The 14,738-nt window shown below is 28.9% G+C and carries 12 protein-coding genes; 2 read left to right on the top strand and 10 right to left on the bottom strand.

What is annotated here, in order from left to right; translation table 11 throughout:
* Positions 1-5: 5 nt before the first annotated feature.
* Positions 6-548 (bottom strand): sigma-70 family RNA polymerase sigma factor, encoded by a 543-nt coding sequence (locus AC2JAQ_RS02635; RefSeq protein ID WP_488457773.1) that lies wholly within the window; start codon positions 546-548, stop codon positions 6-8.
* A gap of 305 nt (positions 549-853) precedes the next feature.
* Here AC2JAQ_RS02635 and AC2JAQ_RS02630 point away from each other — a divergent pair, with 305 nt between their 5' ends.
* Positions 854-1,261: a secondary thiamine-phosphate synthase enzyme YjbQ gene (locus AC2JAQ_RS02630; protein WP_488457772.1), complete on the top strand. Its 408-nt coding sequence runs from the start codon at positions 854-856 to the stop codon at positions 1,259-1,261.
* Positions 1,262-1,469: 208 nt separating this feature from the next.
* Here the strand turns inward: AC2JAQ_RS02630 and AC2JAQ_RS02625 are convergent, their stop codons facing one another.
* Positions 1,470-2,138 (bottom strand): peptidoglycan recognition protein family protein, encoded by a 669-nt coding sequence (locus tag AC2JAQ_RS02625; RefSeq protein WP_488457771.1) that lies wholly within the window; start codon positions 2,136-2,138, stop codon positions 1,470-1,472.
* Positions 2,139-2,385: 247 nt separating this feature from the next.
* On the opposite strand from AC2JAQ_RS02625, the gene AC2JAQ_RS02620 reads away from it, so the two are divergent.
* Positions 2,386-4,572 carry a stage V sporulation protein D gene (locus AC2JAQ_RS02620; RefSeq protein ID WP_488457770.1) on the top strand — a complete coding sequence of 729 codons (2,187 nt, stop codon included), beginning with the start codon at positions 2,386-2,388 and terminating at the stop codon, positions 4,570-4,572.
* Positions 4,573-4,974: 402 nt separating this feature from the next.
* Here the strand turns inward: AC2JAQ_RS02620 and AC2JAQ_RS02615 are convergent, their stop codons facing one another.
* The 8 genes from AC2JAQ_RS02615 to AC2JAQ_RS02580 form a co-directional block, all read right to left on the bottom strand.
* Positions 4,975-5,100 (bottom strand): hypothetical protein, encoded by a 126-nt coding sequence (locus AC2JAQ_RS02615; RefSeq protein WP_488457769.1) that lies wholly within the window; start codon positions 5,098-5,100, stop codon positions 4,975-4,977.
* Between the two features lie 264 nt (positions 5,101-5,364).
* Positions 5,365-6,072: a trehalose operon repressor gene (gene treR, locus AC2JAQ_RS02610; protein WP_488457768.1), complete on the bottom strand. Its 708-nt coding sequence runs from the start codon at positions 6,070-6,072 to the stop codon at positions 5,365-5,367.
* Positions 6,073-6,378: 306 nt separating this feature from the next.
* On the bottom strand, positions 6,379-8,046 hold the full coding sequence (gene treC, locus AC2JAQ_RS02605) for an alpha,alpha-phosphotrehalase (protein WP_488457767.1): 1,668 nt from the start codon (positions 8,044-8,046) through the stop codon (positions 6,379-6,381).
* A 352-nt stretch (positions 8,047-8,398) separates the two neighbouring features.
* Complete coding sequence (gene treP / locus AC2JAQ_RS02600) at positions 8,399-9,820, bottom strand: PTS system trehalose-specific EIIBC component (RefSeq protein ID WP_488457766.1); 1,422 nt, start codon at positions 9,818-9,820, stop codon at positions 8,399-8,401.
* Between the two features lie 294 nt (positions 9,821-10,114).
* Entirely contained in the window at positions 10,115-11,161 is a 1,047-nt protein-coding gene (locus tag AC2JAQ_RS02595; RefSeq protein WP_488457765.1) for a DUF4179 domain-containing protein, read from the bottom strand.
* Positions 11,154-11,729 (bottom strand): sigma-70 family RNA polymerase sigma factor, encoded by a 576-nt coding sequence (locus AC2JAQ_RS02590; protein WP_488457764.1) that lies wholly within the window; start codon positions 11,727-11,729, stop codon positions 11,154-11,156. Before AC2JAQ_RS02590 ends, AC2JAQ_RS02595 begins: the two co-directional genes overlap by 8 nt.
* A 292-nt stretch (positions 11,730-12,021) precedes the next feature.
* Positions 12,022-13,572 carry an ABC transporter permease/substrate-binding protein gene (locus AC2JAQ_RS02585; protein WP_488457763.1) on the bottom strand — a complete coding sequence of 517 codons (1,551 nt, stop codon included), beginning with the start codon at positions 13,570-13,572 and terminating at the stop codon, positions 12,022-12,024.
* A complete protein-coding gene (locus tag AC2JAQ_RS02580) occupies positions 13,565-14,701 on the bottom strand; it encodes a betaine/proline/choline family ABC transporter ATP-binding protein (protein WP_488457762.1) in 1,137 nt (378 codons plus the stop codon). Before AC2JAQ_RS02580 ends, AC2JAQ_RS02585 begins: the two co-directional genes overlap by 8 nt.
* Positions 14,702-14,738: the final 37 nt, after the last annotated feature.

Here is a 14,738-nt window from a genome sequence, read left to right as displayed (position 1 = left end):
TCCCCCTAAAAATCATATAAATGAATTAATTTTCTAAGTTTTCTTCTTCCTCTTGAAAGCCTGTTGTATAATGTGGATTCTTTAATGTTCATAACTTTAGATATCTTTTTAAGTTCCAATTCCTCTATGTAGTACTTAATGAAAACCTCTCTATCCTTATGATTAAGATTTTTTAAAAGTGCATACACATCCTCTTGAAGTTCTTCTCTTAATATATCTGTCTCAACGCTTCTTGAATCCCTTATTAAATTTAAATCTATCTCTAAATCCTCTAATTCTTTAAGATATTTCCTTTTATAATCAATTGCTTTATACTTAGAAACTGATATTATCCAATTTCTAAATGTATTTTTCTTTGCATCAAAACTCTCTATATTATTCCAAATAGAAAGAAGTATATCATTTAAACATTCCTCTTCATATTCCCTTAAATTAAACAAATACTTTCTAGTAACTCCTTTAATAATTGGAGAATATTTATCTATTAGCATATCTAATCCTTCTTCTTTTCTGTTTTCAATGTATTTTATGATAAGGCTATCTTCCATATAATTTGCTCCTCCTAATTTACTTCCCTAAGTACTAGTACACTATTTAAATACGAATTGGAATATAAAAACCTATCATCTTTTACAAAGTTTTTTATTTGTTAATGTTAAGACTAATTATAATCTCTAAAAATTCTTATTTACTTAATATCACCATCTTCAACTATAGAATTACTGATTCTATAATAACTATCTCTCAAAAATTTTATAATTAAAAATCATATTTAGTTTGAAATAAATCACAACCTAAATAGCCTATTTGTTATATAATTTGTATATACTAAGATTTAAAGGGGTGGTTTTTTATGAATAATTTTTTTAAGCATACATTAGAAACTCATATACCTCAAAGTATGAGTAAGATTACATCATATATAAAAGAGGACATAAAGGAAAGTAATATTGAAAATGGAATTGTTGTTGTTTACTGCCCACACACTACAGCAGGAATAACAATAAACGAAAATGCTGATCCTGATGTGGTTAAAGATTTAATTTATGGTTTTGAAAAAACTTATCCAACTAAAGATCATAAATATAAACACTTTGAGGGCAATTCACATTCACACCTAAAAAGCTCAACTATTGGAGTTTCTCAACAATTAATTCTACATAGAGGAAGATTAATATTAGGTCAATGGCAAGATGTGTACTTCTGTGATTTTGATGGTCCAAGAAATAGAACCTTTTATGTTAAGATCTTAGAAGGTTAATATTTAAGCTTAAAATAAATAGCTATATCAAAAATAAAAGCTCTGAACAAAAGTTCAGAGCAAAAAATTCCAAATTATAATAGTACATTTTATATTCATATAAAAATACACAAATAAAAAGATAAATTATTAAATATTCTTCTTTCATCCAGCCTTTACTGTCAATTGTCTTTTTAGTTTATAAATTCTCATTCTAACTAACGATTCACTACATCTTTTTTATTTCCTCAATAATACTACTTTTTATATTATCCATAGGGAAAAGACTTCCTGGACACAAAGTATCCACAACATCTCTATGAGGAATTATATCTTTTATAGGGTATTTTAAACTCAAATAAGTCCCTAGTTTAATAAGAGAATTTCTCTGTGCCTCATTTAATCCTTCTTTTTCAAAGTTACCCTCAACACATATACCTAAGGTGTTATAATTTGCATTTTTAGCATGAGCACCTATTATATTTTCATCTCTTCCTTTATAAATTGTTCCATCTTCTCTTATATAAAAATGATATCCAATCCCACTCCATCCATTTTGTAAATGAAATTTATGAATTGCTTCTGGAGTTTCTGGCGAATCTGTAGCTGAATGGTGTATAATCAGTTTTTTAGGTGAATTTCCTTTTTTAAGTTCATTTCCCCATTTATATTCAACATCTTGTATATTTAAATCTATCCTCATTTTCTCTAACTCTCTTTTTGAAAGACTTTTATTATATAAATCTCTGTAACTTTCTTCTCTTCCTATAATTGAAAACGTAAAGAAAATAATGATTCCTAAAAATAATACAATACCAAGAAAAAATATAATCCTTCTTCTTAAAATTTTCTTTCGTCTTTCTAAGGAATTTCCATTCTTAATTTTTCTCTTATCCAAACCTTATACACCCCTTTTCCCTATATATAAAATTTATAATTCAACCCTTTTTTAATATATTTTTCACTAAATAATCTTCACATAAAAACCTTATATGTAAATAATAAACAAAAACCAAACTAATCTCCACCTAATTTTTAATAATTAACACTTTATTCCATTTATAATTTTTTTTAAATTTAATAATTAAATCCTCCTTTTACTAATATTATGTATAGATATAGTTTTTTGAAGGAGGTATGAAATATTGAAGAGATTATACAGAGATATGGCAGTAATCAGGAAACGACTCTCGTTTATCTTAGCGTTTATTATAATTATGTTTTTCATTTTAAGTCTTAGGTTATCTTATGTAATGGTAGCTAAGGGACCAGAATATGCTGAACTTGCTGTTGAACAATGGACAAACGAAGTTAAAATCTCTGCAAGAAGAGGAAAAATTCTTGATAGGGATTTAAATGAACTTGCTGTTAGCTCTAATGTTTACAGAGTTGACTTTAACTTAAATGCAATTAGATCCTACACAAAGAAAACTGGCAAGACTAATGACGAGTTAGCTTTGGAAATTTCTAAAGTACTAGAGATGGATAAGGATGCTGTTTTAAAGAAATTAGAATTTAGACTTCCTTCTGGCGCACCTGCCGGTGCTGCAATAGTTGCTAGAAGAATAGAAAAAGATAAAGCTGATAAGGTTAAAGAATTAGAAATCCCAGGGGTAATGGTTTCTCCTGATACTCAAAGATATTATCCTAATGATAATTTCCTTTCCCATGTCTTAGGAACTACCAACTCAGATGGCGTTGGATTAAATGGTGTTGAATTAAAATACGATAAGGTTTTAGCCGGAACTCCTGGATTAAAAATAACTGAAATGGTTAAGGACGGAGCTGAATACCCTTATACTATTTCTAGATTTACCGCTCCTGTAGATGGTAAAGATGTAGTTTTAACAATTGATGAAAAACTACAATATTTTGCAGAGCAAATAGCTGAAATAGGTCTTGTTCATAATAATGCCGACGCTACTTCAGTAATTATAATGAACCCAAATAATGGTGAAATTTTAGCAATGGCTAATAAACCTGATTTTAATCCAAATAAACCTTATGATGGAGCAGAAAGCTTCCCAGGTAACACTTCATCAGATAGAATTCAAAAAATGTGGAGAAACAGAGCTGTTTCAGATTCCTTTGAACCGGGTTCTATCTTTAAGATAATAACAGCCTCTGCAGCTGTTGAAGAAGGATTAGCCGGTAAAGATGAGACCTATACTTGTGGAGGTGGTCTTCAAAAAGGCGATAGATTTATTAAATGTTGGAAAAGAGGAGGTCATGGAACTCAGACTTTTGAAGAAATAATACAAAATTCATGTAACGTTGGTTTTATGCATCTAGGAGAAAAATTAGGTGCAGAAAAGTTAAATAAATATATCAAAAATTTTGGCCTTGGAAAAAAATCAGGTGTAGACTTACCTGGTGAATCTCCTGGAATTGTTAAGAAAACTGAAAACATAACTGATATGGACCTTGCTACTATTGCATTTGGACAAACCAACACGGTTAATCCAATTCAATTTATGGCAGCTGTTAATGCCGTTGCTAATGGTGGTACATTAATTCAGCCTCATGTAGTTAAAGAAATAAGTTATATAAATGAAGCTAATGAAAGAGTTATAGATGAAAGCTTTGTGCCTAAAAAAACAGATAATATAATAAGCAAAGAGACTGCTGAACAAATAAATGCAGCCTTAGCCAATGCTGCTAAGAATGGTTCTGCTAAATCTGCCTATAAAGAGGGTTATGGAGTGGCTGGTAAGACTGGTACTGCCCAAAAAGTTAATCCTGAAACTGGTGGCTATGGTGGTGGCTATGTTGCTTCCTTTGTTGGATTTGCCCCTTATGATAATCCTCAAATATCTGTAATGGTATCTGTTGATAATCCTAAGAATGGAGAATATTATGGTGGTAGAGTTGCTGCTCCACTAGCGGGAATGTTATTCCAAAATATATTTAACTATATAGACTTAACAGAATTCCATTTAGATGAAAAACTTCCTGAAAAAGAAACTGTTATAATTCCTGAAGTTTGTGGTTTACCTGTAGATGATGCTACTAAAATTTTAAAAGATTTAGGAATTTCTTATGCTGTAGAAGGTGAAGGTGAATTTATAGTTGATAGTAATCCTGCTACAGGCTATCCAATTTCACCAGATACAAAGATAACTTTAATTGCAGGTGATAGCTCAAATTTAAATAGAGATGTTATTGTTCCTGATTTCACTAACTATTCTAAAGAATCTGCTGAAAAGCTTCTTAATCAATTAGGACTTAAAGGTGAATTTGTTGGTGAAGGACCATCTGTAACTAAACAAAGTATTTCACCTGAGGAAGTGGTAGATGGAAATTCAAAAATTACATTAACTTTGGGATATTAAAGATTTAGTAATGTAAAATGTATACATTCCTTATTTAGATAATATTTACTAGTTAAAATAGATTTAATTTCAAAATATAGCCTTTAATATTACAATTATTTAATTTCATGTATTTGACATGAGACTTAAAAAGGTTTATAAATAAATTGTAAACATTATTAACTTTTTAAAAATTGTTTAATACTTAAGTGGCTTTCCTAAATTAGCCTTTACTACATCGAAACTTTTTCCTTTGCTATTTTAGGTGTTAAACATTATTCAATGAATGAGGGTACATTTGTACTCTCCTTTTTTTATGCTGATAATTGTTTAGTCTCACTATGGAAGCAATCTAAAAAGTAGCCATATCAAAATATTCATAAGTTTTTTTGATATAGCTACTTCTATATATTTTCACTCTATTTATTTAAATATGTCTTCAATACTTACTTCTAATTCGTTACAAGCTTCCTCTAAGCTACATCCATTGTTGTCTATGTATCTCGATACATATCCCTCTAATCCTAAAGGTCCATAAAACTTTTCCACTACTTCACCTCCTTTTAAAATTTAATAATTATTATTACCCCTAACTTATTTTTTATCCATGAGATTTTTAGTATAAATTTAATTATCACTTATAAATATAAGAAACTACATATTTATGATTGTATTATTTGTTAAAATTTTCTATAAAAAAATATCACAATTCACAGTGTATTGTCTAAGTATTTACCAACTATGAATGTGATAGTTATATTTTTTCTTTACAAAAATAGTTTTCAAAAAAATTAAAAACTTAATTAATTATTTTTATCTTCTTGCAAAATCTACAAACTTAAACTTATCTGGCCTATGTCTTGATTCTGTGTATTGAAACAAATTTCTTCCCTCTAAATATGTATAGCTTTTAACTACAGCTACCATATCATATCCTCTTAAATCTAATAATCTTCTATCTTCTTCTGTAGCATTTTGAACTGTTATTTCCTTTTCTGCATAAGCTATTTTTAATCCTAACTCTCCTTCTATGTAATCATATAAGGAATTTTTGCAGATTTCCTCAGTTAATCTTGGAACAAACTCTGAATTTAGATAATCTTTATCTAAAATTATTTTTTCTCCATCTATATTCCTAGTTCTTATTAAGCTCCAAATATATTCATTAGGTGAAATCTCAAGTTTCTTCATTATATTCTCACTTGGATTTTTTAATGTTAACTCTTCAACTATTGTTTCACATTTCTTTCCTAAATTTTTCTCTATCTCTTTAAAACTCTTTATTCCTGAAACCGGAAAATTAAACTTATTCATAGCAAGTACAAAAGATCCCTTACCTTTAGACTTCTCAATATATCCATTTTGCTCTAATAAATTTAAAGCTTTTCTTACAGTATCCCTTGATACCCCATACTCATCCATAAGTTGTGATTCAGATGGTAATTTACTATTTGTCTCCAAAACACCACTATCTATTTTTCCAACAATTTCATTGTATATATTTAAATACTTAATAGACATCTTTAACTCTCCCTAAACTATTATTACAATTTATATTCTTACTAAACTTCAATATTAAAATCAATTTAATACTTTGAAACTAGCCCTCATCTAAATAAAATCTCTTTAACTCTTAAATCTATTTTAAACTAATATTGTTTTTTCATGTCTAAAGATCTACATAAAACTCAGCATTCCCCTAGAGCATAGTCTGATATTTAAATTTACTTATATTTTAACATAAAACTCTATTTCGCCAAATAAAACCTCTTAACATAAAAAATTAAAACCTCTCTTAAATAATTTTACTTAAGAGAGGTCTTTTTCTTATTTTTCTAATTTATAAATTATTGATTCATATGGTCTTAAATTTAACTTAGATAGATGTAAAGTGCTATCATCATAGTTAGATAATAAAATTTTCTTATTATATTTCTCTAATTCCTTAATTTCTTTTGATAAATCTAATGAACACTCTTCTCCATAGAAATTATTTATAACAAGTAACTTATCTCCATTATAGTTTCTTTCATAAACATATACTTTAGGATGATTTTCTAAAAGTTGAACATAATCTCCATATGCTATTATGTCTTCAATTTTTCTAAGTTCTATAAGCTTTTTATAATGATAAAACACAGAATCATTATCTTCTAAAGCTTTTTCAACATTTATTTCATCATAGTTGTTAGATACGTTTATCCAAGGAATTGATGTAGTAAATCCTGCATTTTTTTCTTTATTCCATTGAACAGGCGTTCTTGAATTATCTCTTGATTTACTCTTAAGAATTTCTATTATCTCTTTTTCATCAACGCCTCCTTCTCTTAATATATTAAAATAATTTATTGATTCTACATCTCTATAATCTTCAATATCCTCAAAGCCAGGATTCGTCATTCCAATTTCTTCTCCTTGGTACACATAAGGAGTTCCACTCATCATATGAATTGAAGTTGCTAACATTTTTGAAGATTCTTTAAGATAATTTTTAACATCCCCAAATCTTGAGTTAATTCTTGGTTGATCGTGATTGCACCAGAATACTGCATTCCAGCCACCACCTTCTATCATACCTCTTTGCCAGTGATTAAATATTTTTTTAAGTTCAATAAAATCAAAGTCCATTAAAGACCACTTTTGTCCATTTTTATAATCAACTTTTAAATGATGGAAATTGAATACCATTGATAGCTCTTTTTCCTTAGGATTAGAATATTTTATACAATTTTCTATAGTTGTTGATGACATTTCTCCAACAGTTACTATTTCTATATCTTTACCAAAGGTTCTTTCATTAAGTTCTTTTAAATACTCATGAATTCTATGTCCATCAGTATAAAATCTTCTTCCATCACCTTCATAATCATTTTCGAATTTTTCTGGTTTAGAAATAAGGTTTATAACATCTAATCTAAATCCCTTAACTCCTTTTTCAATCCAGAAGTTTACTACCTTATAAATTTCCTCTCTTAACTCTGGATTATCCCAGTTCAAATCTGCTTGTGAAACATCAAATAAATGTAAGTAGTATTCTCCTAACTCTTCAACATACTGCCAAGCATTTCCTCCAAATTTAGAAATCCAATTTGTAGGCGGTTCTCCCTTTTTGCCCTCTTTAAAAATGTAATAATTTTTATATTTTTCTTCTCCTTTTAAAGCTCTTTGGAACCATTCATGATCTGTTGAAGTATGATTAAATACCATATCAAGCATAATATCTATATTTCTATTTTTTGCTTCTCTAACTAATTCTTCAAAGTCTTCCATAGTACCATATCTAGGATCTATATTATAATAGTCCGCTATATCATACCCATTATCCTTTTGAGGAGATACATAAACAGGGGTCATCCAAATATAATCAACTCCTAATTCCTTAAGATAATCTAATTTTTCAATTACTCCTCTTAAATCTCCAAGACCATCTCCATTAGAGTCCCTAAATGATTTTGGATATATTTGATAAACAACACTTTTCTTAAAATCTTTCATAATTCACACCTCACACAACTTGTACGTATAAGTTATCTTAAATATATTCTAAATTCTTCTTTCTGTCAACATTATTAAACTCTTTAATTATTACTAGCTTTTAAAGTTCTTAATTTAGATATAGGTGAAATAATATCTGAATGAGCAGTTAGTATTTCATTAATTTTGGAATTAATATACCGTTAAGAAGCTGAGATTGTTTGAGCGAAGCAAGTTTCGAAGCTTTAGGTATATTAATGGAAAAATTAATAGAAATACTTTGCAAAATTCAGTAATTGTTGAACTATAGCTAAATCAAGAAATAAAAAACTAGATAATATAAAAGGTGGAGTCATCCCCCACCCTTTTTATATTATTTTGAAGCCATGTTAGCTAATTTTGTCTTTGAGAACACTATTGTTAAAATAAATGGTACAACTATTGCTATTCCCATTGCTATTAGATACATTAACATGCTAGCTGGTTGCATTGATAGTATTGCTGGTAATCCACCAACTCCTACTGAGTTTGCCATGCATCCCATTGCCATTGAGAACATACCTGCCACCCCTGATCCAATCATAGCTGCTATGAATGGGTATAGGTATTTTAAGTTAACACCAAACATTGCTGGTTCAGTTACCCCTAAATATCCTGAAATACATGCTGGTATTGATATTTGTTTTTCATCTTCATTTTTTCTATTTACATATATCATAGCTAAAACTGCTGATGCCTGAGCTATGTTTGATAATGCAACTATTGGCCATAAGAATGTTCCACCTATATCACTTATAAGTTGTAAGTCAACAGGTAATAAAGTATGGTGTAATCCTGTTATAACTAATGGAGCATAAATCATACCAAAAATTCCTGCAAATAACCATCCAAATGATGATGTTAAACCTGCCACTATAACTCCTGATATTACACTTCCTATTTTCCAACCTATTGGTCCTAAAACAGTGTGTGCTAATAATACTGTTGGTATTACTGAGAAGAATGGTACTATTATCATTTGTATAGGTCCTGGTGTAATTTTCTTAAAGAATCTTTCTAAGTAAACAAAAGTGAATCCAACCATGATTGCTGGTAAAACTTGTGCTTGATATCCTATCATTGGAACTTGAGCAAATCCAAAGTCCCAAACTGGAGCCACTGCTCCACCACCTGCACTATATGCATTTAATAATTGTGGTGATACTAATGTTATACCAATAACTATTCCTAACATTTGATCTGCACCCATTTTCTTAGCTACAGACCAAACAACTCCTACAGGTAAGAAGTGGAATATTGCTTCACCTATTAACCACAAGAAGCTATGAGTTCCTGCCCAAAATTGAGATATTTCAATTAAGCTTTTTGTTCCATCTTCAAATAACTTCATATCTCCGATTACGTTACGGAATCCTAATATAAGCCCTCCAACTATGATAGCTGGTATTAATGGAGCAAATATTTCTGCTAAGCCTGCAACTGCCCTCTGAACTATATTCATATTCTTTTTAGCAGCTTTTTTAACTTCTTCCTTACTTTGTCCTTCTATCCCTGTTTGTCCAACAAAATCATTATAAAAAGTTGAAACTTCAGGTCCAATAATTACTTGAAACTGTCCTGCTTGTGTAAACGTCCCTTTTACACAAGTAATGGCTTTTATCTTATCTACATCTGCTTTGCTTGTATCATTTAAAACGAATCTCATTCTTGTAGCACAGTGAGTTACTGAAGCTACGTTTTCTTTTCCACCTATGTACTCGGTTAGTAACTTTGCATCTTTTTCAAACTTACTCATCTTTTTCCCTCCATAACTTGTACGTATATCTTATGTGTTTATACTAACATATACGTATAAGTTATGTCAACATTTTCATTTAACGTTTTCAATTTTTTTCTTGGAAATTTTCTTTCACAATAATATAACTTTATAAATTAACTTAAATAAATATAAAAAATAAGCTATGGTAATATTTATTCTTCTACCATAGCTTTTAATCAATATTATTCTAATAATTTAAATTACTTTCATAAAATACTTTCTGTAAACTAAATCATTATAATTCTAACTAGTATAAAAATTTTTATAGCATTAATTTTCTAAATTTATCTCTTTTGAATACATTATTATACTTTTATCTACATTAGCTCTTTCTTCATCGCCTTTTACAACTTCACTCCAAAACTCTACTCTTATTTTATTAAGAGCCTTATATTTTTTAGGTAGTCTTGTAACTGAATAATCACCATATGAGCCACCAGATCCGTAAGTAATTAATTTTCCATCTTCATCAAATATTTGAAGAACACAGTCCCATGGTTCCATATCTTTAGGAGATGTTGTTACTATTTTAAATTCAAATGGTGTATCATAAATTTTAATTACTCCCATTCCCTTTTCATTTATATCATTAATTTCTATCTCCTTTGTAAGTGATTTATCAACTTTTACTGGGACTTTGAAATCCCAACTACCTTTAAATACTTGACCTTCATCATCAGAGGAATTCATATTCTCTATTGCTAATGCATTAATATTTGTAGTAAACTCAAATTCATTTGGTATTTGAGTATTTAAATTCATTAAGTCATACTGTTCATTGCCAATGAATGTATGCTCATCTAGAAACTCACCTTCAATTCTTCTATTTACTTTATCAAGCTTTTCGTCTGTAAAGCTTACCTCTGATGTTGATAAAGGTAATATTTCTGTATTAACTACATTAGGGAACTCTTCATCTCTTAAATATTTAAAAGGCTTCTCACTTTCAACTTTATAAGTTATATATAAAGATTGACCATCATAAATTGCCTCTGATATTGTTACTCCTACCCCATTATCATAAACTGTTTTATTGATTTCAGTTTCGTATTTTGACAAAACTCCACTTCCACCAATCTTATCATGTATTTCTTTAAAAATACTTTTTATATTAGGAACTCCTTGTGCTAAAGTAGTGGTCCCAATCCCTAAAGTAGTAACTATAGCAAGCCCCGCTGCAATATTTTTTAATACTTTTTTATAGCCTTTACTTTTCCTATTTTTCTTTTTATCTTCCTCAGCCATATTTATTGCATCATCTATAATATTATCTAAATTATCTGGTAAATTTATCTTATCTAGATCTTTTCTATTCATTTAAATAGCCCTCCTTTAAAACCTCACCTAAAGCCTGTTTTGCTCTTCTCAAATAAGTTTTAACTGTATTTTCTGGAATTTCCATGATCTTTGCAATATCCTTTATCTTCATATCATTAAAGTACATCATGATTATTACTGTCTTATAATTATCATTTAATAAATCTATTGCATTATATAAATCTAATTTCTCTTCTGTTGATACTTCAGATTTTTCTTTTATTGTAGGTATACTTTCATCTAATATCTCGCTTTTTCCTTTTCTCTTTAAAAAATCAATTGATACATTTATTAGAATTCTTGTAATCCATGTATTAAAGAATTTTGCCTTTTTTAATTTTTCAATATTCAAAAAGGCTCTATATACTGTCTCGTGTATAACCTCTAAGGCATCTTGTTCATCCTTAACATATAAAAAAGCCATCTTATACAAATATTCCTTATTATTTTTTATAAGAATTCCAAAAGACTCCTTATTTCCTTTAATTGATTCTTTTATTAGTTTCATTTCACTTAATTCATTTTTTCTATCTATATCTAGATATGATATACTCATAGTTTTTCCCATCCTTCTCCTCCTAACCAAAACTTTAACATCGATGCTTACATACATTAGTCTTTTTAAGTGGTCAGAAAGTTTCAAAAAGTTTCTAAATTTTTGTTCTATATAAATCTTTTAGTTAATTTTAAAGTCCTATCATCAGTTCTTTTAAAATACTAAAAATAAAATAGCCTTATACAGTTCTCTCCAACTGGTAATATTTTAAAAGGCATTTATTATAAAACTATCCTAATTATAAATTACCTAAATAAAAAAGCATATTAAGATTATCTAAATCTTAATATGCTTTTTATAATTTTTATTTTATTAAACCTTCTTTAATTAAAAAACTTTTAGCAACCTCTTCTGGTGACTTTCCTAAAACATCTACTTGATAGTTTAAATCAATCATAGTCTGTTCATCTATTTTTCCACTTAAAGAATTTAGTACTTCTTTTAATTCTGGATACTTATCTAAAGTTTTATTATTAACTATAGGTACAGCACTATAATTTACAAAGAAATTCTTATCATCTTTTAAAGTTTTTAAGTCAAACTTTTTAAGAAGTCCATCGGTAGAGAAAGCATCTATAACCTGAGATTCTCCACTTGTTAAAGCTGAATATCTAAGACTTCCATCTAAAGATTTAACATTTTTAAAATTCATTCCATAATGTTTTTGTAATCCAACTAAACCATCTTCTCTATTTTGGAATTCCATAGTTGGAGATAATGTTAAATCACCACTATACTTCGCTAAATCTGATATGGTATTTATTCCGTACTTATCAGATAGTTCTTTTGATATAGCCAAATTATATGTGTTATTAAAACCTAATGGATCTAATAATGTTAATCCATGTTCACTATCCATGTTTTTCTTTATACCTTCATAATAATCTATACTATTATCAATATTTTTTTCTTTCATAACATTGGCAAGTAGTGTACCCGTATAGTCAACATACATGTCTATATCACCTTTTTCAAGAGCTCCGAAGGCAACAGATGTTCCCCCTAAATTCAACTTTCTTTCTACCTCTAAGTCTGTCTTATCCTCTACTAAATCTGCATACATATTTCCTAAAATAAGCTGCTCTGTAAAGTTTTTTGAACCAATAACTATTTTATCCTTCTTACTTGATAGAAATGAAGAAACTCCCATGAATAAAATAGCTATTGCCATTATTACTCCTATGATTTTAAGAACGAAGGTATTTTTCTTTTTATCTTGATTACTTAATCCCTTTGGTGTAACAGCTACCTCTATTTTTCCAAAAATAAAGTCAACTATTAAGGCTAAGATACAAGCTGGTATAGCTCCTGCTAAAATCATATTATTATTTACAGTTTGGACCCCTGAAAATACTAAGTAACCAAGTCCACCAGCACCAATGAAGGCCGCTAAAGTCATAAGACCTACAGCTGTAACTGCTGATATTCTTATACCAGACATTATTATTGGTAATGCTAATGGTAATTGTATCTTAAATAAACTTTGGTTCTTAGTAAGTCCAATTCCTTTAGCTGATTCTAGTACCACAGGATCTATGCTTGCAATTCCCGTGTAAGTATTTTTAACAATTGGAAGTAATGAATATACTACAACCATAAAAATCGCTGGTGTACTTCCTATTCCTAGTACTGGAATAAGTAATCCTAATAAAGCCATTGAAGGAACGGCTTGTACTAAATTAACAAATCCAATAATCGGCTTTCTTAAAAATTTAACCCTAGAAACAATAATCCCTAAAGGTATTCCTATAACTATAGCTATTCCTATAGCTGCAAGGGTTAAGTATATATGTTGAACTAATAAATCTAATATCTGAGTTTTTTGTGAAACCATGTATTGTAATAAATTATTCAAATATATTCACCTCCATATCCAAGAACTGATCACTTAATATTGAAAGTAAACTACTTCTTGTTATAAGTCCTACCAGTTTCTCATCTGAATTAACAACGGGTATGAACCCTACTGAATTTTCATTCATTACAGTTAAAATATCCACTAAACTATCATTTTCATTAACTCTAAGTGGATTTTCACTCATAATTTCTGAAAGTGCTCTAGATTTTTCATTTGTAGTTTTTATATCCTTAAAGGTAACAATACCCTTAAGTATATTTTCTTTATCTACAATTAATAAACTATCTACCTTATTACTTCTCATTATTTCAATTCCTTGTAATATGGTTCTTGCACCTTTAACAGAAACAGGATTTTTTATCATTATATCTTTAGCTTTTATAAAATCTGGATTATTCCAAACTCTATCTGAACCTATGAAATCTCTAACAAAATCATTTGCTGGATTTCTAAGGATATTTTCTGGAGTATCATATTGAGCTATTCTTCCTCCATTCATTATGCATATCTTATCAGCTATCTTTAAAGCTTCATCCATATCATGAGTAACGAAAATAATTGTTTTCTTTAATTCCTCTTGAATTGTAAAAAGCTCTTCTTGAAGTGAAGTACGAGTTATTGGATCTAGAGCACTAAATGGCTCGTCCATTAAAATTATCTCTGCATCTGTTGCAAAGGCTCTGGCAAATCCTACCCTCTGTTGCTGTCCTCCACTAAGTTCTGATGGATATTTGTTTAAATAAATTTCCGGGTCTAATCCAACCATATTCAAAAGATCTATAGTTGTCTGTTCTATTTTCTCAATTTCCTTATCCTTTTTAAGTCTTGGAATAAGTTCTATATTCTCCTTAATAGTTAGATGTGGAAATAAACCATTATTCTGAATTACATATCCAACTTTTCTTCTTAACTCAATTGGATCTTCTTTAGACAAAGGTTTTCCATTTATAAATATTTCACCTGAAGTCGGTGTTATTAACTTATTAATAAGCTTTAAAGTAGTAGTCTTACCACATCCACTAGAACCTATTAAAACAACTAAGCTTCCTTTATCAATAGTCAGAGAAATATTATCTAGTATCTTTCTATCCCCAATTTGTTTAGATACATTTCTTACTTCTATCATTAAAAATCCCCCTTTTCTACTGCCAACTTTATTTATG

The organism is Clostridium sp. LIBA-8553 (assembly GCF_057782465.1).
This window is presented reverse-complemented; position numbering and strand designations above follow the sequence as displayed.

Bases quoted from the DNA above. Each gene is read 5' to 3' on its own strand.
- AC2JAQ_RS02635 (WP_488457773.1), bottom strand. From the start codon at position 548: ATGGAAGATAGCCTTATCATAAAATACATTGAAAACAGAAAAGAAGAA.
- AC2JAQ_RS02630 (WP_488457772.1), top strand. From the start codon at position 854: ATGAATAATTTTTTTAAGCATACATTAGAAACTCATATACCTCAAAGT.
- treR (WP_488457768.1), bottom strand. From the start codon at position 6,072: ATGTCTATTAAGTATTTAAATATATACAATGAAATTGTTGGAAAAATA.
- treC (WP_488457767.1), bottom strand. From the start codon at position 8,046: ATGAAAGATTTTAAGAAAAGTGTTGTTTATCAAATATATCCAAAATCA.
- treP (WP_488457766.1), bottom strand. From the start codon at position 9,820: ATGAGTAAGTTTGAAAAAGATGCAAAGTTACTAACCGAGTACATAGGT.
- AC2JAQ_RS02595 (WP_488457765.1), bottom strand. From the start codon at position 11,161: ATGAATAGAAAAGATCTAGATAAGATAAATTTACCAGATAATTTAGAT.
- AC2JAQ_RS02590 (WP_488457764.1), bottom strand. From the start codon at position 11,729: ATGGGAAAAACTATGAGTATATCATATCTAGATATAGATAGAAAAAAT.
- AC2JAQ_RS02580 (WP_488457762.1), bottom strand. From the start codon at position 14,701: ATGATAGAAGTAAGAAATGTATCTAAACAAATTGGGGATAGAAAGATA.